A 26746-nucleotide genomic window follows, 5' to 3' on the forward strand; every position below is an offset into this window, starting at 1 on the left:
TGTCGAAGGCGGGGCACTGTGGGTTTGCGGGGTGTGAGCCGCATGGATGCGGCGACCAAGGCTACATGGACGTACTTGCGCCGTCCCCGCAAACCCACAGTGCCCCGCCATCCCACGGAATGCCGCTCCGGCTTTTGGAGTTGCCGTTGCCTTGAGCAGGTGCAGGGCTGCAAGCCCTGCCGAACCACCCTCCCCTTTGCGCATGTAAACGATTCCAGCGCATTTCAGCGAATCATCATTCGGTAGACACGTCACTGCAATATTGCGCAGCAGCATGCGCAACCCCTCGAGCCATGCTAAAAATCGCCCCGCCATCGCTTAGATCGATCCAAGCGAATCCAGGGATGGCCCGGCGTTGGGGACCGGAACCACACGTACCCGAGCACCAGCGCGTTGCCCCAGGCAGCCGCGCGGCTTAGCAAAAATCGGCACCACAAATTAGATCGATTCAAGTTCCGCGTCAGTCACCGGATCAATCCAGGAGAGAGGGAGAGATGGCAATGAAGCATTCAACTCGTAAGCACGGTCGCGACACCTTGTCGCTCGCCGTCGCGCTGGCACTGGCCGCAGCCGTCGCGCCGACCGGCGCCGCTGCCCAGCAGGCCGCCGCGCAGCCGACCACCGGCGGTACCGATGCCACCACCCTGGACAGCGTCCAGGTCACCGGCTACCGCTACGCGATCGAAAAGAGCCTGCAGCAGAAGCGCGACGCCAACGCCGTGGTCGAAGTGATCACCGCCGAGGATGTCGGCAAGTTCCCCGACAAGAACGTCGCCGACTCGCTGCAGCGCGTGCCCGGCGTGGTCATCACCCGCGATGGCGGCGAAGGCAAGAGCGTCAGCGTGCGCGGCCTCGATCCGGACCTGACCCTGACCCAGTTGAACGGCAACTACATCGCCACCTCCGAAACCAATGACGAGGCCAGCCGTTCGTTCAACTACACCCTGCTGCCGTCGAACATGCTGTCCAGCGCCGAGCTGTTCAAGTCGCCGGAAGCACGCATCGACGAAGGTGGCATCGGCGGCACGGTGATCCTGCACACCCGCCGTCCGCTGGAGATGGAATCCAACTCCGGCTACGTGACCCTGGAAGGCGTGTCTTCCGACACCCACCAGGACGTCGACCCGCAGGCGTCGGCGCTGTACTCGTGGCACAGCAAGGACGAGCGCTTCGGCGTGCTGGTCGGCGTGACCCAGCAGAAGCGCACGAGCCGCACCATGGAAGTGAGCACCGAAAACTACCAGTGGTACGGCACCGACGTCGACGCCCGTGATGTCAACGGCAACGCCCTCACCCAGGGCGGCATCAACTACTGGTGGGGCAACTCCGGCTTCAACGACCAGTTCGGGCACAACTACAGCGACTTCTTCATGCCCACCTCGGTGAATTTCGCCGTGAAGGAAGAGGAGCGCGAGCGCAAGGGCGGCCAGCTGACGTTCCAGTTCAAGCCGGTCGACAACCTGACCCTGACCGCCAACTACTTCCGCTTCGAGCTGGACGGCAACTATGTGCAGAACATGCTCAAGGTGCCCGAGTGGAACATGGCGCGCTACAACGGCGACGGCAACTGGGCTGGCGGCCGCCTGCTCAACGGCCTGACCTTCGACCCCAGCGGCACCGTGGTGACCGGCGCGCAGTTCGAGAAACTGCCGGGCAAGGCCTATTACTGCAGTGAAGACGAAGCCGCGGCCGCCGGCCTGGCCCCGGGTGGCTGGGGTCCGGATGACTGCACCATTCCGACCCCGCAGCTGACCGGCAGCTACAGCCGTGAAAAGGCGCTGTCGCAGACCGCCGACCTGACCATCGACTGGGACATCAGCCCGCTGTGGAAGGCCTCCTTCAGCGGCGGCCGCACCTGGTCCGAAGGCGGCCCGTCGATGAACTTCCGCATGTCGGCCAAGCCGCGTCGCCGCGTCAATGGCGTGTGGGAATCCGGCAACCAGTACACCGCGTGGCACCTGACCGGCACCCCGACGCTGACCGTCTCGCCGAACCTGCAGGAGGTGCTGATGAATGGCATCGCCGAGGTCGACACCGGCTCCACCGATTCCTCGTGGATGCAGACCGAGGTCAAGCAGAACCACTTCCAGGCCGACGTCACCAAGATGTTCGAAAGCGGCTGGCTGGATTCGATCCAGTTCGGCGCCAAGTACCGTGACGGCAAGGTCCACCGCAACACCGGCAACACCTACTGGGTGTGCCAGGGCGCCGATCCGGCTGACTACGACAGCCGTTACCAGGCAGGCTGCGACAACACGGCCGGTATCGCCCAGCCGGGCTTCTTCCTGTCCAACCCGATCACCGGCATCGCCGGCGGCTTCAATGCCAATGTGTTCCCGGGTATCAACTACCCGGCCTACATCGATTACCTGAACAGCACCTACGGCCAGTCGCACAACCGCGTCGAAGACGACTTCGTCTACAACGTCAACGAGAAGATCTACTCGGGCTACTTCCAGGCCAACTTCCGTACCGAGCGCCTGCGCGGCAACGTCGGCGTGCGTGTGGTGCGCACCGAGCAGTTCGCCCAGTCCAGCGATTCGATCGAACGCTTCAACGACTACTTCCTGGACAACGCCTCCGGCGCTCCGATGTCCTGCGATGATCCGGCGGCAGCGGCCTACCCGACCTACGGCTGCGAAAGCGGCTTCGTGCGCCTGCCCGACAACCTGGCCCGCGAGAAGACATACGAGCTGATCGGTTCGGACCGTACCTACACCGACGTGCTGCCGAGCTTCAACATCGCCTGGGACATCACCGACACGCTGGTCCTGCGTGGCGCGGCATCGAAGGTAGTGGCTCGCCCGAGCTACACCAGCATCGCCGCACCCGGCAGCCTGAGCTACTACAGCCCCGAGTACGTCAACGACCGCCGCGTGGCGGGTGGTGCACCGACCGAAGGCTGGGCCGGCAAGGGCAGCAACAAGAACCTGGAAGCCTTTGAAGCCACCCAGTACGACCTCGGCGTAGAGTGGTACTTCATGCCGGGCGCGGTTGCGGGCGTCGGCGTGTTCCGCAAGGACATCAGCAACTTCACCGTGCCGATCGTGCGTGACGTGCAGATGGAAGTCGGCGGCGAGATGGTGACGGTGCAGGACTACAGCACCCAGGCCAATGGCCGTGACGCGGTGTCGCAGGGCGTGGAAGTCTACGGCCAGTACACCTTCGACTTCGGCCTGGGCGTGCAGGCCAACTACACCTACAACGACACCAACCTGGCCTCGATCGAGCTCAACGGCGAAAATCTCGGCGCCTCGCCGCTGGTAGGCAGCGCAAAGAACCAGGCCAACCTGACGGTGTTCTACGAAACCGACCGGTTCCTGGCCCGTGCCTCGTACAACCGTCGTGGTGAAGTGGTCGGCGGCCTGGTCAACGGCATGACCCAGTACACCGAACCGTACGACCAGCTGGATCTGAACGTGGCGTACAACTTCACCGAAGCGCTGACCTTCACCGCCTCCGTGCTCAACGCCACCAAGTCCGAACAGCGCATCTACCTGGGCAACGACACCCAGTCGCGCCTGATCTCGAACCTGTACTCGGGCCGCCAGATCTACTTCGGCGCGACCTACAAGTTCTAAGCCGGCGCGGGGGTCGGAGCCCTTCTGCGAAGGGATCCGACCCCGTACCACGGTCCTCCACGGCAGCCACGCTTTTACAGGTGGCTGCCGTTTTTTTGCCACCGGCAGCGCCGGGCCATGCCCGGCGCTATCGATGGACGTTGTTCCGCGCAAAGAGCAGCCGAGCGTGGGCTCGGCTCTACACGAGGCGGCCGCTGCACTCAGAACGTGAATACATACTCCAGCGCGAACTCACGCCCCACCGCACCCAGCAGGCGGGTTGGCGCGAAGTCGTAGTCCACCTTGTACGGATCCTTGTGGTTCCAGCTGGCGGCATTGAAGGCGTTGTTGACGTACGCGTTGATCTTCATGTGCTCGGTCACCTGGTAACCCAGATTGAAGTTCCAGGTGATGAACGGTCCCACCCGCCCGTAGTAGCGCGAGGTCTGCTGGCCTGCATTGGGATTGGGGTTGGCCGAGCCGTCGGGCCGGGTCAACGGCTCCAGGCAGTTCAACGCCGGGCTGTCGCTCGGCACATAGCCATCGGCGAACGGCAGGCAGCCACCGGGATTGTCCAGGCGGTCGGTGCCCCAGTGGTAACGCACGCCCGGCACCGAACCCACACGGTCTGCGTAGACATTGGCGTTCCAGTTGCCATGCTGCCAACCCAGGCTGGCGCGCAGCTTGCTGCGCAGGTCGCGGTCGCGACGCTCGGGATTGGGATCGTTGGCGTAACGCTGCTCCTTGGTCGAGAGCTGGTTGGTGTAGTTCACCCCAAGCTGGAAGCTCCCCCACGCGGCGGTTTCCAGCCGGTAGCGCGCGGTCAGGTCAATGCCTCGGACCTCACGGCTGGCCAGGTTGAAGGGCCCGCGCTCGATGGAAACCAGGCGCCCAGTGCTGTCGCGGTTCACTCGCGCAAGGATGCCGGCGCAGTACTCGCCACCGGCCGGGTTCGACCACGGCGTGCCGTCGATGTTCTTGCCGGTCAGGCAACCGGCCTCACTGGCCAGCACTTCGTCGGCGCCCACGTCGACAATCATGTCCTGCAGCTTGATCGCCCAGTAGTCGGCACTGACCGACAGGGTGGGCAACACGTCCCAGACAAAGCCGACGGTCCAGGAATCACCCGTTTCAGAACGCAGCAACGGTGTGCCGCGGCGGTTCACATCGAATGCGTACCAGACATCGGGATTGCCCGCGCCGCACTCATTGACCAGGTAGGCACCACTTTCAATACAGCGCAGGCGGTCGTAGGTCAGCACTTGCGAACTGCTGGGCTGACCCAGCAGATAGTGCATGTCCGGGGCATGGAAGCTGGTGGCGTAGGAGCCGCGTACCAGCAGCGACTCGAACGGCCGCCATTCCAGACCCGCATTCCAGGTGGTTTCCTTCTGGCTGCCGATGCCCAACGCGTCGGCGCTGTCGTCGGCCTTGTAGCTGCCATAGCGGTCGTAGCGCGCGGCGGCGGTGGCGATCAGGCTGTCGGCCAGTGGAATCTTGAACTCCACACCTGCCGAATAGCGCGTGCGCTCGCCACCGCCACGATCGACGTTCTGCAGGTCGAAGTCGATGCCAGCGCGTGGGTCGGGGCTGAGGTGATAACCCTGCCGCGCAACTTCCGCGACCGCCGCGAACGATACCGGTCCGGCCCAGGCCTGGAACAGTTCGCCGGTGATATCCGCCGAAGCCTGGTTGACCCAGGACGAGGCACGATTACGCGCCACCGTGCCCATTTGCCAATACTCGTCGGGGGTGATCGGGTTCCACCAGCGCGATTCATTCAAGGCATGGATCGCTTCTCCGTCCGCCGTCGTGCCCAGGCGTGGGCCGAGGAAAAAGTCGTACGACTTCTGCTCGTCCACCACGTTCTGCCGCTCTTCCACCCGGTAGTAGGAACGCCCCACCGAGGCGCTCCAGTCGAAGCGGTCAGCCAAACGACCGCGCAGGCCGGCGCTGGCATCCCAGGACAATTCGCGGTTGGTATTGCGCAGGGTGTCCAGGCCGCCAACTTCGTTGGGTGTGAACTGGCGCACGCCCAGAATCGGCCGATCACGGTTGGCATCCCAGTAGTAGCCGTTGGCATCATCGACAAGGGTGACGCTCGGTGGATTGGTGCCCCACAGCGCTTCGGAACGGTACACGGCCAGGTTGCTCCATGCCTGCAGGTCGTTGCCGAAATCAAACGTGGCATACAGGTTGCCAGAGAGATTCTCCGAGCCACCGGTCAGCAGCCAGTTGGCGTAGTCGGCGCTCATGCCGCACAGGCGCCCCGTGTTCGTCACGGTATTGGCGTTGTAGTTGTAGACCAGGCGATCGGCGGTGTAGTACTCGCCGTCGAACTTCTCGCAGGTGCCGGTGGGTGGCGCCAGGCGCTCGCCGGTGCTTGGATCGATCAGGGCCAGGCCTGCGGTGGGACGGAAGCCGAGCTTGCGCTGCTCCATGTTCCAGGACGGATACGGCGCATCGTCGGCATCGTCCATCTGCGGCCGGTCGCGGCCGAACAGCGGATCGCGCTTGGTGTACTGCAGCGCGTAGGTCACGCTCCAGTGGTCACCAGTCTTGCCGCCGGCCCAGGACAGATCCCAGGTGTCACGGCCGCCTTCGGTGGACGTACCGCCGCGCACGCGCACTTCATCACCGTCGTAGTGGTTCTTGAGGATGACGTTGACCACGCCGGCGATCGCATCCGAACCATAGATGGCCGAAGCGCCACCGGTCAGCACCTCGATGCGCTCCACCGCGGCAGCGGGAATGTTGCTGTAGTTGGAGAAATTGGTTTCGCCACCATAGGGCAGCGGATAGTCGGCCACGCGCCGACCGTTGACCAGCAGCAGGGTCCGGTTCGGGCCCATGCCGCGCAGGTTCAGGCCGCTGGCATTGGGCGTATGCGAGCCCCACTGCGACGCTGCTTCGACAGTGCCGGTCGCTTCGGTCAGCGTCTTCAACGCGTCGTAGACGGTGACGAAGCCTTCCTTCTGGATCTGCTGGGCGGAGATCACGTTGACCGGGGCGGGGCCTTCGACACTGGCGCGTTTGATGCGTGAGCCGGTGACGGTGACCGCGTCCAGATCCTTGGTGGCGGAATCACGGTCGGGCTCCTGTGCACTGGCCGCCAGCGGCAGCAGGGCCAGCAGCAGGGCCTGGGACAACAGATGACGACGGGTACGGACGAACTGAGCCATGGGCGGTTGCTCTTCGTTGGTGTGGGCGCGCGGATGCAATGAACAGCGGCACTACTGACGACAATCCAGGGCGCTTGCACCGATCCATACCGGATCCGCGCCCTCCCCTGTGGATCGATCCAAACTAAAGCATGGCTGAACAAGGCTTGGCATCCCGCGGCGCAGCAATGCGCGCCGCGCCGTCGTAAACAACCGCGTGTCTATCGAAGAATCAATGATTTGCGATGCACGGATGTGTGGTGACAGCAGAACGAGGTGGCACGATCACGACATGCGTGCGCGGAATGCTGTAGGGAGTGCGGCGGCATGCGACGTTGTAGAGCCGAGCCGATGCTCGGCTGCCGTTGCTTGCCGCAAAGAGCAGCCGAGCGTGGGCTCGACTCTACGCAAAAAGCGGGTCAGCGCGCGCCGTCCAGTGCCTTGCGCAATGCCGCCACGGTGGCGGTGCTGGTCTGGCTCCAGTCCGGGTCCAGGCCGCGCAGTGCCGGGTTCTGGAACTGCATGTCCGAACGGCGCAGGCCCTTCGCGGACGCGTGCAGTTCGACACAGCCGGTCTGGCGGGCGACGCCGGCGATGTTGGCCGGGCCCAGGCCGGCACCGGCCATCACGCTGATGCGCCCCGCCGCCTGGCTGACCAGCGCAGCCAGCACCTTGCTGCCGGCCTCCGCGCTGACCTGGCCGCCCGACGTCAGCACACGCTGGCAGCCGAGGCCGATCACCTGCTCCAGTGCCGCGGACAGATCGCGGGTTGCGTCGAACGCGCGATGGAAGGTGACCTGCAGCGGCCCTGCGGCCTGCACCAGCTCGCGGCACAGCGGCAGGTCGATGTCACCCTGCGCATCCAGCGCGCCCACCACCACGCCGTCGCAGCCCAGTGCACGGCACTGCGCGATGTCACGCAGCATCAGCTCGGTTTCCAGTGCGTCGTAGTGGAAATCGCCGGCACGCGGGCGCACCAGCACGAACAGCGGAATGGTCAGCCGCTCGCGGGCAATGGCGATGCTGGCGAAGGACGGCGTGGTCCCGCCCTCGGCGAGGTTGTCGAACAGTTCGATGCGGTCGGCACCACCGGCCTGCGCGGCAAGCGCCGAGGCCACCGAGTTGCTGGCGATCTCCAACCCCAGGCGCACGCTCACGCCTGGGTGCTCGTGTAGATCGAAGGCGAATCGCGCAGGTCGTCCTGGCGCTGCACATCGCACACCGCGTAGACGAAGCCGCGATGCAGCGCGTACGCACCGACCTCGCCCTGTTTGTTCATCGCCAGGAAGCAGACCTGTAGTGTCCTGCTTGCCTCGGGGCGCTTGCGCACTACCCGGTCGATGGCCTCTCGGCAGGCCTGGGCCGGCGTGCGCCCCTGGCGCATCAGCTCGACCACCAGGAACGAGGCCGCGTTGCGGATCATTTCCTCGCCCACGCCCGAGGCCGTGGCCGCGCCGACCTCGTTGTCCACGTACAGGCCGGCACCGATGATCGGGCTGTCGCCCACGCGGCCGCGCAGCTTCCAGGCCATGCCACTGGTGGTGCAGGCGCCGGCGAGGTTGCCCTTGGCGTCCAGTGCCAGCATGCCGATGGTGTCGTGGTTGTCGCTGTTGCCGGGGATGCCGCGGCGCTCGGCGTTGATCTGCGGCTGGTACTTCTCGGTCTTCAGCCACTCGCGCCAGGCCGCCTCGGCCTGCGGCGTCAGCAGGTGCTGGCGCTCGAAGCCCTGCTGCACCGCGAACTGCTGCGCGCCCTCGCCTACCAGCAGCACGTGCGGGCTGTTCTCCATCACTTTGCGGGCCACCGACACCGGGTGCAGGATGTCCACCAGTGCGGCAACCGCACCGCAGCGGCCATCGCCGTCCATGATGCTGGCATCCAGGCTCAGCACACCGTCGCGATCCGGGTTGCCGCAGTGGCCGACGGTGGGATTGCACAGCTCGCTCTCGGCCCAGCGCGCACCGGCTTCAACCGCATCCAGCGCGCTGCCACCGTTGGCCAGTACCTTCCATGCCGCCTGGTTGGCCGGCACGCCGAAATCCCAGGTTGAAACGACCTTTGCCCCGCCCTGCGCGCGCGCCTGCACGCCCGGCAATGCCGCCATGCCTGCGGCCAGTGCTCCGGCCTGAAGGAACTGCCTGCGATCCACCATGTCCGCCTCCGTCGTCCGTTCGGCCGTCGGCAGGCTGCCGGCAGCCCTTGCTGTGTTCTTAAGCCGGCGTGCGTGCCGCGTGCCAGACAGCCGCGCCGAGGACGCCCAGCTGGCCGTGTTCGACGCGCCACACCGGCACCTGGCGCAGCACGTCGGTCAGCACGCCCTTGTTGAGGAAGCGCTCGCGGAAGCGGCCATCGGCGAGGAAATCCTGCACGTGCGCGGAGATGCCACCGGCCAGATAGACCGAGCGCGCGCCCACGGCGATCGCCGCGTCGCCAGCCAGGCTGCCCAGCCACGCGCAGAACACCTGCAGGGTTTCCACCGCCAGCGGATCCTCGCCACTGCGCGCCGCGCCGATCAGCGCCTCGGTGCTGTGCCACTGCGGAGTCGCGCCGCGCAGCTCGCACAGGCACGGGTAAAGGTTCATCAGGCCACTGCCGGACAGCACGCGTTCGTTGTCCACGTGCGGCCAGCGCTGCAGCAGCTGGCCCAGCACCTGCAGCTCCAGCGCATTGCCTGCGCCCAGCGCGGCGTGGCCGAGTTCGCTGGCCAGCACAGGGCGGTCGCCATCGGCAAAGCGCAGCGCGGCGCCCAGGCCGGTGCCGGCGCCCAGCACCAGCGCCGGGAAGGCCTGCGCCGGATCGGCATCGCCGTTCAACGGCACCAGCGTGTCGGCCTGCAGGTAGGGAATGGCCAGCGCCACCGCTTCGAAATCGTTGATCAGCTGCAGTTCCTGCAGCCCGGACTGCGCGCGGGTGGTCGACAGCGAGACCGTCCACGGCAGGTTGGCGTTGATCAGCACATCGCCATCGAGCAGGCCGGCAATGGCCACCACGGCCGTGCTGACCGGCAGGCCGAGGCTGGCAGTGAAGTCGGCGAGGATCGCGGCCAGGCTCGGGTGATCGGCGCAGGCGTAGGTGCGGTAGCTGCCCAGTCGCGGGGTCTGCCCCGGCGTGGTCTCGGCCAGTGCCAGGCGGGCGAAGGTGCCGCCGACGTCGGCCACCACCAGGCTGCGCGGATCATGGCCGTGGGGGGCACCGCTGGCAGCGGAAGGGCTGGCCAGATCGGAAAGTACCGGGGACGCTGCTGCAACGTTCACACTGGCCTGCTTGAATCGATTGAATCGTGTCGATTCTCAGGCATTGAACGTGCTTTGCCAACGCTGCGGGACCGGGTGCAGCGAACCTGCACCCGGACCGGCCTGGATCAGGGCTGGGCCGTCTGCAGGCTGTAGCGGGTGGCGGCGGTGAACACCGCGCCATCGGGCTGGGTCGAGCGCACCTCGACCTTGTGGCTGCCCACCTCGAGGTTGGTCGGCAGCGCGCCACGCCACAGGTGCGGCGATGCGGTGGCTTCCGGCGAACGATCATAGCCGCGCAGGGCGTCGGCCGTGTCATCGGCCACGTTCTCCACCAGCAGGCGCGGGTCGGGCTGGCTGACCTGCTTCATCGGCTGCCAGGCACCGCCGTCGACACGGAACTCGACCACGCTGGTGTCCTCGCCCATGTACACGTTGGCGTACACGCCCCATGCCGGGTAGGCACCCTGGCGCAGCACCTTCGGCGCATGCAGACCGATCTGGTCACTGGCTGGGGCACCGGCCACGCGGTACTGCAGGCGGTAGCTGCCATTGCCGGCGACGTCCAGCACCGCGTAGCCCTTCGGCGTGCCATCGCTCATGGTGCTGTCCGGCACGCCCGCGGCATTCTTGACGCCCGACCAGAACGCGCCGCAGTTGGCACCGACGTTGTACTCGTGCAGCGGCTTCTCACCCTGCCAGCCCTCGGCCTTGCCGTGGTAGACGTGCTGCTGGGTGTGGCTGTGGCCGCTCAGCACCAGCACGTTGCGGAAATCCTTGAGCAGGTCGAACAGGCGCTGGCGGTCGGCGTGGCGGAAGGTCTCGCGACCCGGCGCGGCGTCGAACAGCGGGATGTGCATGCCCAGCACCAGCAGGCGGTCCTTGCGCAGGCCCTTCAGGTAGCCGGCCAGGAAGGCGAACTGGTCCTCGCGCAGGCCACCGACGTACTTCGGCCTGGCGTTGGGGTCATAGACCACGTCATCGAGGAAAACGAAGCTGGCACCGCCCTCTTCCACCGCGTAGGTGTCCGGGCCGTAGATGTTGCGCCAGCTGTCCAGCGAGTGATCATCGTTGGCGGCATCGACATCCAGGTCGTGGTTGCCTGGTACATGGAACCACGGCACGCCCAGTTCGGTGGTCACCTTGTTGATGGCCGGGTACAGGCCCAGGTCGTCGTTGACGATGTCGCCGAGGGTGGTGCCCAGGCGTGCCTTGGTCTGGCCCACCAGCGGCGCCACGATGGACTGCTGGTAGTAGCCGATGTCCTTCAGGGTGGCGGTCTGCGAATCGGTGAAGACCAGCATCTGGAAGCCGCGGCGGCTGTCATGGCGGTCGGACTGCAGGGCGAAATCCCAGCCACGGTCGGCCGCGGCGGTGGCGGCGATGCCGCCGTACTTCAGCGCCGGCGAACCGTTCGGGCGGTAGTGGCGCCAGAACGTCGGCAGGCCGTCGGCCGCCTTCGGGAAGCTGTAGGCATCGGGCTTGATGACGAACACGGTCTGCCCGTCGCGCACCGGCAGGCTGTAGCTGCCGTCAGCGGCGGTCTTGACGACGGCTTCGCCATTGGAGACCTGCACACCGGCCAGGCCCGGATCGGTCGCGCCGCGACCGGGCCTGCCGTCACGTTCGAGATAGACCTTGCCACTGACCACCGTGTCGGCGGCCCACGCCGGCGAAGTCAGCAACAGGCAGCACAGCCAGGCGGCGGGCAGTTTCATGGGGGCGGTCCGGGAAAAGAAGACGCCATATTGTAGGTGCGGACCGTTGGTCCGCACACCTTGTTCAACGATGGCGCATTTCCAGCACATCGCGGGCGTCCTGCAGCGAGAGCCCGCGCGCGCGCAACAGCACCAGCAGGTGGTACAGCAGGTCGGCCGATTCGCCCAGCAGGGCCTCGTCGTCCTGCGCCACCGCGGCCAGCGCGGTTTCCACACCCTCCTCGCCCACCTTCTGCGCAATACGGCGAACGCCACCTTCGAACAGCGAGGTGGTATAGCTGCCCGGCGGACGCTGCGCTTCGCGCACGGCCACCAGCTGGCCCAGACCACCGAGGAAGTCCTTCGGCGCGCCATCGAAGCAGCTTTCAGCACCGGTATGGCAGGTCGGGCCGGCCGGGCGTGCCAGCACCAGCACAGTGTCGGCATCGCAGTCCACACTGATCGACTGCACCGCCAGCACGTGGCCGGACTGCTCGCCCTTGGTCCACAGGCGCTGCTTGCTGCGGCTGTAGAAGGTCATGTGCCCGGTCACCTGGGTGATCTGCAGCGATTCGGCGTTGACGTAGCCCAGCATCAGCACCTGCAGGGTGTCGGCATCCTGCACCACCGCCGGCAGCAGGCCATCGCCCTTGGCCCAGTCCAGCGATTCCAGCGCCTGCGGCGACGGGCGTACTTCAATAGACATCTCGGACCTCGATCTGCTGTTCGCGCAGGTAGCGCTTCAAATCTGCAATGGCGATGGCACCGCTGTGGAACACGCTGGCAGCCAGCGCGCCGTCCACGTCGGCCTGGTCGAAGGCCTGTGCAAAATGCTCCATCGCACCGGCACCGCCAGACGCGATGAGTGGCACGTTGCACAGCGCACGGGCCTGGCGCAGCTGTTCCACATCGTAGCCACGGCGCACGCCATCGCTGTCCATGCAGTTCAGCACGATCTCACCAGCGCCGCGGCGCTGTGCCTCGACGATCCAGTCCAGCGTGCGCAGCGGCACGGCCTGGGTCTTGCTGGGGTCACCGGTGAAGCGGCGCACCCGCCACTGGCCATCGTCCTCGCGCACCGAATCGACGCCAACCACCACGCACTGCACGCCGAACTCCTCGGCCAGTTCGCTGATCAGTTCGGGACGGCCCAGCGCGGGCGAGTTGATCGACACCTTGTCCGCACCGGCAAACAGCACCCGCCGCGCGGTGTCCACGCTGTCGATGCCACCGGCCACGCAGAACGGGATGTCGATCAGGCGCGCGATGCGCTCGATCCAGGCCACGTCCACCGAGCGTGCCTCTGGGCTGGCGCCGATGTCATAGAACACCAGCTCGTCGGCGCCCTGGTCGCGGTAGCGCTGGGCCAGCTCGGCGATGTCGCCCATGTCGACGTGGTCGCGGAAGCGCACGCCCTTGACCACGCGGCCATCGCGCACGTCCAGGCAGGGAATGATACGCCGGCTCAACATGCCAGTGCCTCGCCCAAATCCATGCGCTGTTCCAGCAGCGCCTTGCCGAGGATGGCGCCGCCGCAGCCGGCGGCGCGTGCTTCGGCCACGTCGGCCACGTCGCGGATGCCACCGGACGCCTGCACCGCCACGCCCGGCAGCAGCGCCGACAGGTGGGTGTAGAGGCTGATGTTGGGGCCCGCCAGCATGCCGTCGCGGGCGATGTCGGTGCACAGCAGGTGGCGCATGCCGGCGCGCGCGTAGCGCTGGGCCAGGTCGTCCAGGGTCACCCCGGCATTCTCGGTCCAGCCGTGCACCGGCAGCTGCCACTGGCCCTGCGCGTCCTGGCGGGTATCGAGGGCAATGGTGATGCATTCGGCGCCGAACTCATCCAGCCAGCCCAGCACTTCGTCGGGGCGGCGCACGGCCAGCGAGCCGACCACCACGCGGTTGGCACCGGCATCGAGGATGCGCGCCACGTCATCACGGCCACGTACGCCGCCGCCTGTCTGCACCTGCAGCGAGGTGTTCTGGCGGATCGACGCCAGCAGCGGGGCCAGCGTGTAGCCGCCGGCGCGAGCAGCGTCCAGGTCGACCAGGTGCATCCACTGCGCGCCCTGCGCGGCAAACGCCTGCGCGCGCGGCAGCGGATCGTCGCCGTAGGAGGTTTCCTGCGCGTAGTCGCCCTGGCGCAGGCGCACCACGCGGCCTTCGCGGATATCCAGTGCGGGGTAGACGGTGAAACTCATGCAGCAGTGCCCTCAAGGAAATTGCGCAGCATCAGCGAACCGGTATCGCCGGAACGCTCGGGGTGGAACTGGGCGCCGAAATAGCGGCCCTGCTCGATCATGGCGGTGAACAGGCCGCCGTGGTCGCAGGCGGCGACGGTGTGGGCATTCAGCGGCGCGGCGTAGCTGTGCACGAAATAGGCGCTGGAACGGTCCGGCACGCCTTGCAGCAGCAGCGACGGGCGCAGCGCCAGCAATCGGTTCCAGCCCATGTGCGGCACGCGGATGCCACACGCCGGCACCAGCTTGCGCACCGTGCCGGGAATCAGGCCCAGCGCTTCCACCCCGGTTTCTTCGGAACGCTCGAACAGCAGCTGCATGCCCAGGCAGATGCCCATCAGCGGCACCTCCAGCCGGCGCAACGGTTCAACCAGGCCCTGCGCATGCAGGCGCTGCATGCCCGGTGCCGCGGCTCCGACGCCGGGCAGGATCACCCGCTGCGCGCCGACCAGGCCCTCGGCATCGCGCACCAGGCGCACGTTGGCGCCCAGCCGCTCCAGCGCGTAGCGCACCGAACCGAGGTTGGCACCGCCGGCATCGATCAGTGCAACCTCGCTCACAGCGCCCCCTTGGTGGTCGGCAGCGCGGTGCCCTGGCGGGCCAGCGCCGGGCGCAGTGCACGCGCCAGCGCCTTGAAACAGGCTTCCACCTTGTGGTGGTCGTTGTCGCCGCGCACCTGCAGGTTGAGGTTCAGGCCGCTGGCATCGCACAGCGAACGGAAGAAGTGCGGCACCAGTTCGGTCGGCATGTCGCCCACGCGCTCGCGCTTGAACTCGCCTTCAAACACGAAATACGGGCGCCCGCTGAAATCCAGCGCAGCGCTGGCAAGGGTCTCGTCCATCGGCAGGGTGAAGCCGTAGCGGCCGATGCCGCGCTTGTCACCCAGCGCATCGCGCAGCGCCTGGCCCAGGGCCAGCCCGGTGTCTTCGATGGTGTGGTGTTCGTCGATGTGCAGGTCACCTTCGGCCCGGATATCCAGGGCGAAGCCGCCGTGCTTGCCGATCTGCTCCAGCATGTGGTCGAAGAACGGCAGGCCGGTGGAAATGTGCGCGTCGCCGGCGCGATCCAGGTCCAGTTCGACGCGGATCTTCGTTTCCTTGGTGTTGCGCTGGACCACGGCGGTGCGCGGTGCATCGGCCAGGGCGTGGGCGATGCCCGCCCAGTCCCACTCGCCACCGAACTGTTCGGTCCGCAGCTGGAAGCCACGGATGTTGAGGTTGTCGGCGAACTGCAGGTCGGTGATGCGGTCACCGACCATGCCCGAACGCTTCCAGTCGATGCTGCGGTCCTGCAGGTAGGCGGTCATCAGGCCGATGCCCGGCTTGCGTGTGGGCGCGTTGTCCTGCGGCCAGCTGCAGTCCACCAGCACGTCACGGAAGCTGATGCCCTGGCTTTCGAAGATCTGCAGCATCAGGTCGTTGGGGCCATCGAAGCTGGCGCGCGGGTAGCTTTCGCTGCCCAGGCCGTCCTGGTTGGTGACGATGACGAACTGGTAGCCGGCGTCGCGCAGCTTCAGCAGCGCCGGGATCACCTGCGGCACGAAGCGCAGCTTCTCGTAGGCGTCGATCTGGAAGTCGGACGGCTCTTCGATGAGGGTGCCGTCGCGGTCGATGAACAGAATGGGGGTCATGCAGCAGCCCTCCGGGCCGACAGGGCCGCGAGCACGCGGTCGTTTTCTTCGGGGCTGCCGATGCTGATGCGCAGGGCATCGCTCAGCTGCGGTGCGGCGCGCTGGTCACGCACCACCACGCCGGCCGCCAGCAGCGTGTCGAACGCGGCCTGCGCATCGGCGAAGCGGACCAGCAGGTAATTGCCGGACGAGCGGTACACGCGGCGCACGCCGGGCAGGCCCGGCAACACGCCAAAAAGACGGTCGCGCTCGGCGACGACCGTGGCCACGCGCTCGGCGGTACGGGCCAACGCGGCCGGCTGCAGGGCCTGCACGGCCAGCTCGGCACAGGGCGTCGGCACCGGGTACGGCGCCTGGCAGCGACGCAGCACGGCGATCAGTTCCGGCGCGGCAATCAGGCTGCCGATGCGTGCCGCAGCCAGTGCATGCGCTTTCGACAGCGTGCGCAGCACGGCGACGTTGGCGTGCGCGGCCAGCAGCGTGGTCGCCGACGCACGCTGCGCGTACTCGACGTAGGCCTCGTCGACCACCACCAGGGCCTGCCCGCGCAGCGCGGTGGCCACGCGTTCGATATCGGCCAGGCTGATATCGCTGCCGGCGGGGTTGGACGGCGCACACAGGAACACCAGCTTGGCGCTCTGCGCCTGTGCCGTGCCGATGACCGCCTCGATGTCGGCGCGCAGGCCGTCGCCGCCCTCAACGAGCGGCACGTCGATCAAGGGCGCACCCTGCAGGCGCGCGCAGACTGCGTACATGCCGAACACCGGCGAGGTCACCAGCACACCGTCGCGGCCGGGCACGCACAGGGCGCGCACCAGCAGGTCGATGGCCTCGTCGCTGCCCCGCCCGACCAGCAGCTGCTGCGGCTGCACGCCATACAGCGCCGCCAGGCCTTCGCGCAGCGCCAGCGGCTGCGGCTCGGGGTAGCGTCGGCTGCTGCCGGCACTGTCGGCTGGATTGGACCAGGCCGATTCATTGGCGTTCAACCACACCTCGCCCTGCACGGCCGCACTACGCGCCGAGCTGTAGCCGGCGAAGGCCTGCAGGTCCGGGCGCACCAGCGCCAGCACGTCATCGATGGCGGCGCTCATGCGGCGGCCTCCATGCGCAGGGCCACGGCACGCTCGTGCGCATCCAGCCCTTCGGCGCTGGCGATGATGCGCGCGCAGCCACCGATCGCGGCCAGGCCGGCGGCGCTGGCGCTCTGCACGCTGATCAGGTTCTGGAAGCTGGCGACGCTGACGCCGCTGTAGGCGCGCGCGGCACCGGCGGTGGGCAGCACATGGTTGGTGCCGCTGCAGTAGTCGCCCAGTGCTTCGGGGGTGTAATCGCCGAGGAACACCGAGCCGGCGGCCTGCACCTGGTCCAGCCAGTCACGCGGTTCGCGCAGGGCGAGGATCAGGTGCTCGGGTGCGTAGCGGTTGCTGATCGCGAAGGCCTCCGCCAGCGTATCGACCTGGATCAGGCGCGAAGCCGACAGGGCCTGGCGTGCGATCTCCTGGCGCGGCAGCAGCGCTACCTGGCGCTCCACTTCCGCTTCGACCGCCGCCAGCATCGCCCCAGCGTCGGTCAGCAGAAGCACCTGCGAATCCGGGCCGTGCTCGGCCTGCGACAGCAGATCAGCGGCCACGAACGCCGGATTGGCGCCGGCATCGGCGATGACCAGCACTTCCGAAGGGCCGGCCGGCATGTCGATGGCGGCGGCGCCATCCTGTGCGACCTGCTGCTTGGCTTCGGTGACGAAGCTGTTGCCCGGCCCGAACAGCTTGTCGCAGGCCGGAACGCTGTCAGTTCCATAGGCCATCGCGGCGATGGCCTGGGCACCGCCCAGCTTGAACGCGCGCTGCACGCCGGTCAGGCGCGCGGCCACCAGCACCGCCGGATCGGCAGTGCCATCGGCGCGCGGCGGCGTGCACAGCACGACCTGCGGGCAACCGGCCAGCTGCGCCGGCACACCCAGCATCAGCGCGGTGGACGGCAGCGGTGCGCTGCCGGCCGGCACGTACAGGCCGACGCGGCCGATCGGCCGCAGCATGCGTTCGCAGACCACGCCGGGTGCGGTTTCCACCGCATAGCCCTTGCCCATGCCGGCTTCGTGGAAGCGCGTGATGCGCGCGGCGGCTTCGACCATGGCCTGGCGTAGTTCGGCAGGCACGGCGGCTTCGGCTGCAGCGAACTCGGCCTCGCTCACTTCAAACGATGCCAGTTCGACGCGATCAAAACGGGCGGTGATGGCGCGCAGCGCCTCGTCGCCCTGCGTCCGTACCTGCGCGATCAGCGCGGCCACGGCATCACGGGTCTGCTGCGCCACGGTCTGCACCGGGCGGGTCAGCGCCGCGCTGCGGGCGGCTTCATCGAGTTGTGACCAGATCAGACGATTCATGCCAGCGACCGCTCCACGCTCAGTACCATCAGGCCCTGTGCGCCGGCGCGCTCCAGTTCTTCCATGCGCTGCCAGGTCAGCGGACCCGGGCACATGGTCTGCAGGCGCAGTGCACCGCCATCTGCAGGCAAACGCACCAGCGGTTCGGCATCGGCCAGCAGCTGCGCCAGCACGTCCACGCGGTCCTCGCTCGCGCGGAACATCAGCAGCTTGCGATCCTGCTTCTGCACCACGCCGTCCAGGCGCCGCAGCAGCATGCTGCGCAGCCCGGCGCGGGCATCGTCCGGCACGCGGACCGCACCGGCCAGCACGGCTTCGCTGTCCAGCAGGTTGTGCACCGGGGTGAGCTGGTTGGCGCGCAGGGTGGCGCCGCTGGAGACCAGGTCGCAGATCAGTTCGGCGGTGCCCAGGCGCGGGGCGATCTCCACCGAGCCGGAAAGTTCGACCACCTGCGCATCCACGCCCTGCTCGGCCAGCCACTGCTTGAGGATGGCCGGGTAGCTGGTGGCGATGCGGGTGCCAGCCAACTGCGCCGGGCCTTCCCACTGCCATTCCTCGGGCACGGCCAGCATCAGACGGCACTGACCGAAGCCCAGCCCGCGCAGAGCCTGGTAGGCGTCGGGCAGGCCGATCTGGCGGCGTGCGGCGGCCTGTTCGTCCAGCTCGTTGCGGCCGACGATGCCGAGGTCGCAGACGCCGTCGGCGATGAGGCCGGGAATGTCGTCGTCGCGCACCAGCAGCAGGTCCACCGGCAGCGATTCGCCGTAGCAGAACAGCTTGTCGCGGCTTTCGCGCCAGCTCAGCCCGCAGGCGCTGAGCAGGTTGCGGGCGGGTTCGGCCAGACGGCCACTCTTCTGGATGGCGATACGCAGCCGGTCACGTGCCGGCGCTGCCTGGGTTGCACTCATGGGGGAGGTCTCTAAGTTCGGAACGGGGCGCGGATCAGCGCGAAGCGAGGCGGTCGACGGCGGCGGCATAGCCTCGATGGCCATGCTCGAGGGTGCGTGCCACCCGTCCGGTGGTGGTCACGCTGACGCCGGTGCGTTCGTGGATCTCGCGGTAAGGCACGCCCTGCTGCAGCAGGGGGACGACTTTCCAGCGGTCGGCCATGGCTTCGAGCTCGGCCGGGGTGCAGAGGTCGCGCAGGAAGGCGAGCACCTGGTCGGGTTCGCGCAGGGCGGCAAAGGCCTGGGCCAGGGAGTCGAGGTCGGCCTGGGGGTCTTTGGCGGCGATGTCGGGGCGGGCTTTCACGGGGTGGATTTCTTGCATCAATGTAATAGCGCGCTAGTACATTAGCGCATTCTTGCGCAACGCGTCAAATTTTGGGGATTGGGGGCGTGGCAGGGCTGCTGCCCTGCACCCGCCGACGGCAACGGCAAACGCCGGGTTACTGAGGGTTGGCGGGGTGGGCCCGGTGGCAGGGGTCGCGGTAAACCCGTCCATGGGAGCTTGGTCGCGGCATCCATGCCGCTCACACCCCTGCCACCGGACCCATCCCGCCCTCGACAGTGTCCTGCGGGCTGTTGGGACCTGCTTGTGTTGGTGGGTGCCGACCGTTGGTAGGCGCGGGGTCGGGTCCGTTTTCCGGTGGAAACGGCTCTGACCCCGGAGCGCGGTCCGGAAACGAAACGCCCACCGGGTGGTGGGCGTTTCGTTCAACCTCTGGGGGCTGCCTTGGGCAGTTACATCACCTTCGACTGTTCCAGCTCGACCTGCAGGGTGCTGGCCAGTTCGTCGCGGGAGACTTCGAACTGCTGCTCGCGCACCAGGTCCTTCACTGCGACGACGCCCCGGGCGAGCTCGTCCTCCCCCGCCAGCACCACGAAGCGAATGCCTGCCTTGGCGGCGTACTGGAACTGCTTGCCGATCTTCTTCGGCTCCATCTGCACTTCGGTGTTGATGCCACCGCTGCGCAGGCGGCGGGCGATGTCCAGCGACTGCGCCATGCCCTGCTCGTCCATCAGTGCCACCAGCGCCTGCACGCTGCTGGCTTCGATGCCGTCGATCAGGCCGGCTTCGCGCAGCTGCCAGAACAGGCGCGACAGGCCGATGGAGATACCCACGCCCGGCAGCTTGGACTTGCTGTAGTGGCTGGCCAGGTCTTCGTAACGGCCGCCCGAGCAGATCGAACCGATCTGCGGGTGGTCGGTCAGCGTGGTCTCATAGACGGTGCCGGTGTAGTAATCCAGGCCTCGGGCGATGGAGAAGTTCAGGCAGTAGGCGGTCTCCGGTACGCCCAGCGCCTGCACCAGCTGCAGCACTTCACGCAGCTCGGCCACGCCGTTGCGCAGGGTTTCCGACAAGGCGCCACCGGACTCAAGGGCGGCCAGCTGGGCCAGCGCGTCTTCATGGCCCTTCGAGCGCACGGCGACGAAGGCCAGGATCTTCTCGACCTGCTCGGCCGGGATGCCAAAGCCCTCGCCTACCAGCGTTTCGCGCACGTAATCGGCGCCGCGCTTGTCCAGCTTGTCCACTTCGCGCAGCACGGCCAGCTGGCGCTCGCCTTCGGCCACGCCCAGGCTTTCGAAGAAACCGCGCATCAGCTTGCGGTTGTTCAGCTGGATGCTGAAATCACCGATGCGCAGCTCGGAGAACACGGCGTGGATGACGGCCAGCACTTCGGCGTCATAGCGCACGCTCAGGCTGTCCTTGCCGATCACGTCGATGTCGCACTGGTAGAACTCGCGGAAGCGGCCACGCTGGGCACGCTCACCTCGGTACACGCGCTGCATCTGGTAGCGGCGGAACGGGAAGGTCAGCTCGTGCTCGTGCTCGGCCACGTAGCGGGCCAGCGGCACGGTCAGGTCGAAACGCAGTGCCATCTCCGGCAGCGAGCGGTCGCCCGATTCGGCGGCATTGGCCAGCGCGCCGGTGGACTGCACGAAGTACACCTGGCGCTCGGTCTCGCCACCGGACTTGGTCAGCAGGACGTCGGACAGCTCGAACACCGGCGTTTCCACCGGCAGGAACCCGAAGCGCTCGTAGTTGCGGCGGATGACGTCCAGCATGCGCTGGAACGCAATCTGCTCGCGCGGCAACAGTTCAAGGGTGCCGGGCGGGGTACGGGGCTTGATCACGGGCGGAACTCCTGCAGGAACGGGAACGTGGGAGGGGGCGACATTCTACCGCCCCGCATGGCTCAGCCGCCGATCAGGGGCCATAAGGCCGCATGAAGTATCATAAAGCCCTCCCCCGCCCGTGATACGCCTCCGCACCATGTCCCGGCCTTCAGGCGCTCCGTCCGCCGCCCACGACGACGCCGCGCCGTCCTGCACCACGCTGGACTGCCTGCACTGCTCGGTCCGCCACCTGGCGGTCTGCTCGGCGCTGTCGCCCGATGAAGTGCAGGCGCTCGAACAGGTGACCGTATCGCAGCAGGTGGGCCTGGGCAGCACCCTGGCCCGCACCGGCGAAGAGCGCCAGCATGTCTTTACATTGACTGCGGGTGCGTTGCGCTTGGTGCGCACGCTGGCCGACGGCCGTCGCCAGATCAACGGGTTCGTGCTGCCGGGTGATTACCTCGGCCTGAGTGGCAGCGACCACCACCGCCACGATATCGAAGCCATCGCTGACAGCCGCGTCTGCCGCGTAGCCCTGCCGCAGATGAAGGCGCTGCGTGGCCGCTTCCCGCACCTTGAACGCAAGCTGCTGCAGCGCGCCTGCCAGGAACTGGATGCCGCCCAGGACGCCGCGCTGGCGCTGGCCCGCCTGCAACCGGCCGAAAAGCTGGCTGACTTCCTGCTGCGCCTGGCCGCACGCGAGGCCAGGCTGGGCGGCGATGGCCTGCGCGTGTCGCTGCCGATGGGCCGCGGCGACATCGCCGATCACCTCGGCCTGACCATGGAAACCGTCAGCCGCACCTTCACCAAGCTGCGCCAGCAGGGCCTGATCGCCCTGCCCCATCTGAACGTGGTGGAGCTCCTCGACGAGGATGGGCTGCGCACGCTGGCCGGCGAAGGGCTGGCCTGACTCCGCTGCGCTCGCCGGGTATGACCCGGCGCTACCGTTTTGCCGCTGCACTGCCGGGCATGGCCCGGCGCTACCGACGCAGCAACACCTCGCGCAACGCCGCGTAATCGGCGGCCAGCGGCTCGGCATGCGCCGGCCGCTGCAGCAGCGCGTCCAGTGCCGGCGGCACCGCCACGGTTTCACCGGTCAACGGTTCCACTACCGCCTCGAACTTGGCCGGGTGCGCGGTCGACACCACCGCCCAGTCGCCCTTGGCGCCGCGCGCACGCAGGTCCTGCAGCACTTTCACCGCGGTGGCGGTGTGCGGACAGAACAGCTCGCCGCTGCTGGCATGCGCAGTGGCGATGGTCGCGCGGATGGCCACGTCATCCACCGCGAACGCACGGAAGGCGGCACGCAGTTCGCCATCGTCATCGGCATACAGCCAGCGCAGGCGCTCGAAGTTGCTCGGCGCGCCCACATCCATCGCGTTGGCCACGGTGGCCACACTGGCCTGCGGCTGGTAGTCGCCGCCGTTGAAGTAGGCCGGCAGCACCGCATTGGCATTGGTGGCCAATACGATCTGGCCAGTCGGCACACCCAGCGCACGCGCCAGCACGGCCGCCATCGCATTGCCCAGGTTGCCTGTCGGCACCACAAGGTTGAGGCGGCGCCGCGTGCGCGCGTGATGGGTCAGCGCCGCATGCGCGTAGTAGCTCATCTGCGGGAGCAGCCGGCCCAGGCTGATGCTGTTGGCTGAACTCAGCGGCACCTGCGCCTGCAGATTGGTGTCGGCCAGTGCCTGCTTGACCATCGCCTGGCAGTCATCGAACGAGCCGGCCACGCGCAACGCCTGGATATTGTCGCCGAAGCAGCCCAGCTGGTGTGCCTGCCGCGGCGAAACTCGGCCATCGGGATACAGCACCACCACGCGCACGCCGGGCTGGCGATGGAAGGCCGCTGCCACCGCGGCACCGGTATCGCCGGAAGTCGCCACGACAATCGTCAGGTCGCGATCCTTGCCCGCCTGCAGGCGCGACAGCGTGCCGGCGAGGAAGCGCGCGCCGATGTCCTTGAACGCGGCGGTCGGGCCATGGAACAGCTCCAGCACATGATCGCCGTCGCGGCCCAGCGGACGCAGCGGCACCGGGAAATCGAAAGCCTCGCGGCAGATCTCCGGCAGTGCGTCCTGCAGCGGATCACCCTCGAAGAAAGGCGCCAGCAGATCGGCAGCGGTCTCGGCGAGTGTGGCACCGGCCTGCAGTTCGCGCGGCGCGGGCACCCCGTCGGGCACATACAGGCCGCCGTCCGGCGCCAGGCCGGCAGCGATGGCGGCACTCAGGCCAACGGCGGGCGCATGGCCTCGGGTCGAAACGAATTGCATGAGCGAGGTATCCAGCAAGGGGGAAGGATTCAGCACAGTCGCGCTCCAGCAGCGTCCAGCGGCGAGACCCAGGCTTCGCTGTCGAAACCCGCGGCGGCAAACGCCGCGCGCACGGGCGCCGCAGCGGCATGGGCCTGGTCTGCATCTTCAAACCAGGCAAACACACTCGGGCCGGCACCGGAAATGCCCGCACCCATCGCGTTGGCTGCCAGCGCGGCATCGCGTGCAGCGTCAAAGCCGGCGATCAGCGCGGCGCGGCGCGGCTCCACCAGCACGTCGCGCAGGCCGGCACGTACCAGGGCCGCATCACTGCGATGGCAGCCGCTGAGCACCAGGGCAAGGTTGGCGCTCTGCGCGACGAATTCGCCCAGCGCATAGCTGCCCTGCAGTGCCGCACGCGCGCGCCGGGTCTCCAGCACCGCGTGCGGATGCACCAGCAGGCTGTGCCAGCTGGCCGGCACCGGGATCGGCAGCAGGCGATCAGCCGTGCACAGCGCCAGTCCACCCAACAGCAGCGGCCCAACATTGTCGCCGTGGCGCCCGCCACTGGCCACTGCCTCACCATCCAGCGCGTGCGGATACAACGCTTCGCGCGGCAGCGGTGCATCGAGCAGCGCATTGGCGGCCACCAGCGCGGCCACGCACGAGGCGGCCGAACCGCCCATGCCCGAACCGAACGGAATGCCCTTGTCGATCTCGACGGCGAAGCCATACGGAAGGCCCAGGCCCTCGCGCAGCGAGATCAGCGCTGCCCCGGCCGTGTTGCCCGGCGCATCCAGTGGCAGCTCGACGGCGCTGCCGCGGATGGCGTCGATGCGCACGGTCGGCTCGTCGACGCGTCGCACGGTCACGGTATCGCCGATGCCGGCAATGGCATGGCCAAGAATGTCGAAGCCCACGGCCACGTTGGCCACGGACGCGGGCGCGAATGCGCGTGCAATCACAGCCGCGCTCCTTCGCCGGCGGCCACGCGCAGCAGGTCGGCGAACACGCCGGCAGCGGTGACTTCCGGCCCGGCACCCGGGCCCTGCACCACCAGCGGGTTGTCGCAGTAGCGGCGCGTGCGGAACTGCACCACGTTGTCGGTCAAGCGCAGGTTGGCGAAGGCGTGGTCGCCCGGCAGTTCCTGCAGGCCCACCGATGCACCATCGGCATCCAACCGGGCGACATAGCGCAGCACCGCGCCGCGCGCCCGGGCCTCTTCCAGGCGCTGCAGCAGGCTGGCATCGGATTCGCCCAGGCGGGCCATGAAGCCGTCCACGCTGCCATCGCGCAGCAGCGCCGGCACCAGGCTTTCCACATGCACCTGTTCCAGGCTGAGCGCGTGACCGGCCTCACGGGCGAGGATCACCAGCTTGCGCGCCACGTCCACGCCGGACAGATCATCGCGCGGGTCCGGCTCGGTGTAGCCCATCGAACGCGCCTGCGCCACCAGCTCGGAGAACGGCTGGCTGCCATCGAAACGGTTGAACAGCCAGGCCAGCGTGCCGGAGAAGATGCCCTCCACCGCCAGCACTTCATCGCCGGTATCGACCAGGTCGCGCAGCGTGGTGATCACCGGCAGACCGGCGCCCACCGTGGCCTCGTAACGGAACCGCGCGCCACTGGCGGCGGCAGCGGCATGGATGCGCTGATAGCGCGACAGCGGCCCCGAACCCGCCTGTTTGTTCGGGGTGACCACATGGATGCCGGCGGCCAGCCAGCCCTCGTAGCGCTCAGCCACTTCGGCGCTGCCACTGCAGTCGATCACCACCGCATGCGGCAGGTGTGCGGCCAGCAGATGTTCGGTGAAGGCGTCCAGGTTGCTGGCCTGGCCATCGTCGTGCAGCGCCTGCCGCCAGTCGGCGTGCAGGACATCGGCTTCCAGGCGCATGCGCGAGCGCGAGGCCAGCGCACGCAGGCGCAGGTCGACGTTGGCCTTGGCCAGCAGCTGCGGGCGCGCGGCCAGCAGCTGGTCCAGCAACGCCGCGCCGACATTGCCCGGCCCGATCACGCCCACCGCGAAAGTCTGCGGCGAGAGCCAGAAGCCGGCATGTGCGGCACGCAGGGCGCGCGTTGCGTCGGCGCTGGCCACAGCCACCGAGATGTTGCGCTCGGACGAGCCCTGCGCGATCGCCAGGATGTTCACCTGGGCACGGCCCAGCGCCTCGAACAGGCGTGCGGCCACGCCCGGCTGGCCGGCCATGCCGTCACCCACCGCGGCCAGCACGCTGACGCCCTCGCCGACCTGCACGCGCTGCACCTGGCCCACCGCCAGTTCGTGGGCGAAGGCATGCAGCAGGGCCTCGCGACCACGCGCAGCCTCGCCGGCCTTCACCACGCAGCAGATCGAGTGTTCGGAAGACCCCTGCGAGATCATCACCACCGACACCTGCGCCTGGCGCAGGGCCGAGAACACGCGTTCGGCGGTGCCCGGCACACCCATCAGGCCCGTGCCTTCCAGATTCAGCAGGGCCAGGTCGGGGCTCAGGGTCAGGCCCTTCACCGGCCCGCGCGGCGAGCGTTCGGCACTGATGCGCGTGCCCGGGTGCACCGGATGGAACGTGTTGCGGATGAAGATCGGCAGGCCCAGGCGGATGGCCGGCGACATCGTCTGCGGATGCACGACCTTGGCGCCGAAATACGCCAGCTCACAGGCTTCGTCGTAGCTGAGCGCCTCCAGCTGCACGGCCTCCGGCACCAGCCGCGGATCGGCCGACAGCACGCCATCGACGTCGGTCCAGATATGCAGTTCATCGGCGTTGAACAGCGCTGCGAAGATCGCCCCGGAGTAGTCGCTGCCGTTGCGACCCAGCGTGGTGATGCGGTCCTCGCGATCGCGGGCGACGAAACCGGTGGCGACCACGCGCGACTGCGGGTGCTGCAGGCGCCATTTCGCCAGGCGGTCGGCGCTGGCCTCCCAGTCCACGTCCACGCCCAGTTCGCCATGGCCGACCACCAGCACATCACGCGCATCCAGCACCGCGCACTCCTCGCCGAGTGCCTGCAGGTGCATGCCCAGCAGCTGCGCCGAAAACACTTCGCCCAGCCCCTGCACGCGGTCCAGCACCTCGCGCGGCAGCTCACCGATCACCGCCAGCGCGCCGAGCACTTCGGCCAGGTGATCGAAGCGCACGTCGATCCATTCCACGGTCTCGCCCACCTGCTCGCCGAGCAGGGCCACGGCCGCGCCGCGATGGCGCGCACGCAGGGCATGCCAGGCCTCGCGCCAGCCTGCATCGCCGCGTGCCGCCAGCTGGGCCAGCTCGATCAGCGCATCTGTCACGCCCTTCATCGCCGACACGACAGTGACCTGAAGCGGCTCGGGACGGGCCCGCAGCAGGCCGGCCACATGGCGGTATCTTTCAGCGTTGGCCACCGAGGTGCCGCCGAACTTGTGCACGACGGTGGACGGTGCGGCCAGGTCGGCCGGTGCAGCGGGATGGGCGGGGGCGTGGGAAGACATGCAGACCTCGGTAGGAGGCCCCGTCACATGCAGGTGGTGGGTTTCCCCGCCACCTGGATGGTGCGG

General features: G+C 67.9%; 21 protein-coding genes. 2 read left to right on the forward strand and 19 right to left on the reverse strand.

Going from position 1 to position 26746, the window contains the following annotated elements:
- On the reverse strand, window positions 1-276 hold a 276-nt coding region (locus AC1VXD_RS05685; RefSeq protein WP_482991237.1), incomplete at its 3' end, for a hypothetical protein.
- A gap of 218 nt (window positions 277-494) precedes the next feature.
- On the opposite strand from AC1VXD_RS05685, the gene AC1VXD_RS05690 reads away from it, so the two are divergent.
- Window positions 495-3581 (forward strand): TonB-dependent receptor, encoded by a 3087-nt coding sequence (locus AC1VXD_RS05690; protein WP_482991238.1) that lies wholly within the window; start codon window positions 495-497, stop codon window positions 3579-3581.
- A gap of 200 nt (window positions 3582-3781) precedes the next feature.
- Here the strand turns inward: AC1VXD_RS05690 and AC1VXD_RS05695 are convergent, their stop codons facing one another.
- The 15 genes from AC1VXD_RS05695 to hisS all read right to left on the reverse strand — a co-directional run bounded on the left by AC1VXD_RS05695 (window position 3782) and on the right by hisS (window position 20980).
- Complete coding sequence (locus tag AC1VXD_RS05695; RefSeq protein WP_482991239.1) at window positions 3782-6742, reverse strand: TonB-dependent receptor plug domain-containing protein; 2961 nt, start codon at window positions 6740-6742, stop codon at window positions 3782-3784.
- A gap of 398 nt (window positions 6743-7140) precedes the next feature.
- Window positions 7141-7878 carry a copper homeostasis protein CutC gene (locus AC1VXD_RS05700; protein ID WP_482991240.1) on the reverse strand — a complete coding sequence of 246 codons (738 nt, stop codon included), beginning with the start codon at window positions 7876-7878 and terminating at the stop codon, window positions 7141-7143.
- Window positions 7875-8873: a glycosylasparaginase gene (locus AC1VXD_RS05705; protein WP_482991241.1), complete on the reverse strand. Its 999-nt coding sequence runs from the start codon at window positions 8871-8873 to the stop codon at window positions 7875-7877. Before AC1VXD_RS05705 ends, AC1VXD_RS05700 begins: the two co-directional genes overlap by 4 nt.
- Window positions 8874-8931: 58 nt before the next feature.
- Window positions 8932-9975 carry a glucokinase gene (locus tag AC1VXD_RS05710; RefSeq protein WP_482991242.1) on the reverse strand — a complete coding sequence of 348 codons (1044 nt, stop codon included), beginning with the start codon at window positions 9973-9975 and terminating at the stop codon, window positions 8932-8934.
- Window positions 9976-10082: 107 nt separating this feature from the next.
- Window positions 10083-11672, reverse strand: a complete 1590-nt coding sequence (locus tag AC1VXD_RS05715) for a calcineurin-like phosphoesterase C-terminal domain-containing protein (RefSeq protein WP_482991243.1) — start codon at window positions 11670-11672, stop codon at window positions 10083-10085.
- Between the two features lie 64 nt (window positions 11673-11736).
- Window positions 11737-12357: a bifunctional phosphoribosyl-AMP cyclohydrolase/phosphoribosyl-ATP diphosphatase HisIE gene (hisIE, locus tag AC1VXD_RS05720; RefSeq protein ID WP_482991244.1), complete on the reverse strand. Its 621-nt coding sequence runs from the start codon at window positions 12355-12357 to the stop codon at window positions 11737-11739.
- Entirely contained in the window at window positions 12347-13123 is a 777-nt protein-coding gene (gene hisF, locus AC1VXD_RS05725; protein WP_482991245.1) for an imidazole glycerol phosphate synthase subunit HisF, read from the reverse strand. The genes hisIE and hisF overlap by 11 nt, the downstream gene beginning before the upstream one ends.
- Window positions 13117-13851: a 1-(5-phosphoribosyl)-5-[(5-phosphoribosylamino)methylideneamino]imidazole-4-carboxamide isomerase gene (gene hisA, locus AC1VXD_RS05730; protein ID WP_482991246.1), complete on the reverse strand. Its 735-nt coding sequence runs from the start codon at window positions 13849-13851 to the stop codon at window positions 13117-13119. The genes hisF and hisA overlap by 7 nt, the downstream gene beginning before the upstream one ends.
- Window positions 13848-14450: an imidazole glycerol phosphate synthase subunit HisH gene (hisH, locus tag AC1VXD_RS05735; protein ID WP_482991247.1), complete on the reverse strand. Its 603-nt coding sequence runs from the start codon at window positions 14448-14450 to the stop codon at window positions 13848-13850. Before hisH ends, hisA begins: the two co-directional genes overlap by 4 nt.
- Complete coding sequence (gene hisB / locus AC1VXD_RS05740) at window positions 14447-15520, reverse strand: bifunctional histidinol-phosphatase/imidazoleglycerol-phosphate dehydratase HisB (protein WP_482991248.1); 1074 nt, start codon at window positions 15518-15520, stop codon at window positions 14447-14449. The genes hisH and hisB overlap by 4 nt, the downstream gene beginning before the upstream one ends.
- Window positions 15517-16611: a histidinol-phosphate transaminase gene (hisC, locus tag AC1VXD_RS05745; protein WP_482991249.1), complete on the reverse strand. Its 1095-nt coding sequence runs from the start codon at window positions 16609-16611 to the stop codon at window positions 15517-15519. Before hisC ends, hisB begins: the two co-directional genes overlap by 4 nt.
- A complete protein-coding gene (gene hisD / locus AC1VXD_RS05750; protein WP_482991250.1) occupies window positions 16608-17903 on the reverse strand; it encodes a histidinol dehydrogenase in 1296 nt (431 codons plus the stop codon). Before hisD ends, hisC begins: the two co-directional genes overlap by 4 nt.
- Window positions 17900-18811, reverse strand: coding sequence for an ATP phosphoribosyltransferase (gene hisG, locus AC1VXD_RS05755; RefSeq protein ID WP_482991251.1), 912 nt, complete (start codon window positions 18809-18811; stop codon window positions 17900-17902). Before hisG ends, hisD begins: the two co-directional genes overlap by 4 nt.
- A 34-nt stretch (window positions 18812-18845) precedes the next feature.
- Complete coding sequence (locus AC1VXD_RS05760) at window positions 18846-19154, reverse strand: YerC/YecD family TrpR-related protein (protein ID WP_108768699.1); 309 nt, start codon at window positions 19152-19154, stop codon at window positions 18846-18848.
- Between the two features lie 431 nt (window positions 19155-19585).
- Window positions 19586-20980 carry a histidine--tRNA ligase gene (hisS, locus tag AC1VXD_RS05765; RefSeq protein WP_482991252.1) on the reverse strand — a complete coding sequence of 465 codons (1395 nt, stop codon included), beginning with the start codon at window positions 20978-20980 and terminating at the stop codon, window positions 19586-19588.
- Window positions 20981-21119: 139 nt separating this feature from the next.
- Here hisS and AC1VXD_RS05770 point away from each other — a divergent pair, with 139 nt between their 5' ends.
- Window positions 21120-21872, forward strand: coding sequence for a Crp/Fnr family transcriptional regulator (locus tag AC1VXD_RS05770; protein ID WP_482991253.1), 753 nt, complete (start codon window positions 21120-21122; stop codon window positions 21870-21872).
- A gap of 70 nt (window positions 21873-21942) precedes the next feature.
- Here AC1VXD_RS05770 and thrC read toward each other — a convergent pair whose 3' ends face one another.
- The 3 genes from thrC to thrA are packed head-to-tail and all read right to left on the reverse strand — an operon-like array spanning window position 21943 to window position 26680.
- Window positions 21943-23235 carry a threonine synthase gene (gene thrC, locus AC1VXD_RS05775; RefSeq protein ID WP_482991254.1) on the reverse strand — a complete coding sequence of 431 codons (1293 nt, stop codon included), beginning with the start codon at window positions 23233-23235 and terminating at the stop codon, window positions 21943-21945.
- A gap of 29 nt (window positions 23236-23264) precedes the next feature.
- Entirely contained in the window at window positions 23265-24179 is a 915-nt protein-coding gene (locus AC1VXD_RS05780) for a homoserine kinase (RefSeq protein ID WP_482991255.1), read from the reverse strand.
- Complete coding sequence (thrA, locus tag AC1VXD_RS05785) at window positions 24176-26680, reverse strand: bifunctional aspartate kinase/homoserine dehydrogenase I (RefSeq protein WP_482991256.1); 2505 nt, start codon at window positions 26678-26680, stop codon at window positions 24176-24178. The genes AC1VXD_RS05780 and thrA overlap by 4 nt, the downstream gene beginning before the upstream one ends.
- Window positions 26681-26746: the final 66 nt, after the last annotated feature.

The organism is Stenotrophomonas sp. STEN054, assembly GCF_056854535.1.

What these genes read in the sequence shown, in the direction of transcription:
- AC1VXD_RS05690 (WP_482991238.1), top strand. Translation starts at nt 495, where the DNA reads ATGGCAATGAAGCATTCAACTCGTAAGCACGGTCGCGACACCTTGTCG.
- AC1VXD_RS05695 (WP_482991239.1), bottom strand. Translation starts at nt 6,742, where the DNA reads ATGGCTCAGTTCGTCCGTACCCGTCGTCATCTGTTGTCCCAGGCCCTG.
- AC1VXD_RS05705 (WP_482991241.1), bottom strand. Translation starts at nt 8,873, where the DNA reads ATGGTGGATCGCAGGCAGTTCCTTCAGGCCGGAGCACTGGCCGCAGGC.
- AC1VXD_RS05715 (WP_482991243.1), bottom strand. Translation starts at nt 11,672, where the DNA reads ATGAAACTGCCCGCCGCCTGGCTGTGCTGCCTGTTGCTGACTTCGCCG.
- hisIE (WP_482991244.1), bottom strand. Translation starts at nt 12,357, where the DNA reads ATGTCTATTGAAGTACGCCCGTCGCCGCAGGCGCTGGAATCGCTGGAC.
- hisF (WP_482991245.1), bottom strand. Translation starts at nt 13,123, where the DNA reads ATGTTGAGCCGGCGTATCATTCCCTGCCTGGACGTGCGCGATGGCCGC.
- hisA (WP_482991246.1), bottom strand. Translation starts at nt 13,851, where the DNA reads ATGAGTTTCACCGTCTACCCCGCACTGGATATCCGCGAAGGCCGCGTG.
- hisB (WP_482991248.1), bottom strand. Translation starts at nt 15,520, where the DNA reads ATGACCCCCATTCTGTTCATCGACCGCGACGGCACCCTCATCGAAGAG.
- hisC (WP_482991249.1), bottom strand. Translation starts at nt 16,611, where the DNA reads ATGAGCGCCGCCATCGATGACGTGCTGGCGCTGGTGCGCCCGGACCTG.
- hisD (WP_482991250.1), bottom strand. Translation starts at nt 17,903, where the DNA reads ATGAATCGTCTGATCTGGTCACAACTCGATGAAGCCGCCCGCAGCGCG.
- hisG (WP_482991251.1), bottom strand. Translation starts at nt 18,811, where the DNA reads ATGAGTGCAACCCAGGCAGCGCCGGCACGTGACCGGCTGCGTATCGCC.
- AC1VXD_RS05770 (WP_482991253.1), top strand. Translation starts at nt 21,120, where the DNA reads ATGTCCCGGCCTTCAGGCGCTCCGTCCGCCGCCCACGACGACGCCGCG.
- thrC (WP_482991254.1), bottom strand. Translation starts at nt 23,235, where the DNA reads ATGCAATTCGTTTCGACCCGAGGCCATGCGCCCGCCGTTGGCCTGAGT.
- thrA (WP_482991256.1), bottom strand. Translation starts at nt 26,680, where the DNA reads ATGTCTTCCCACGCCCCCGCCCATCCCGCTGCACCGGCCGACCTGGCC.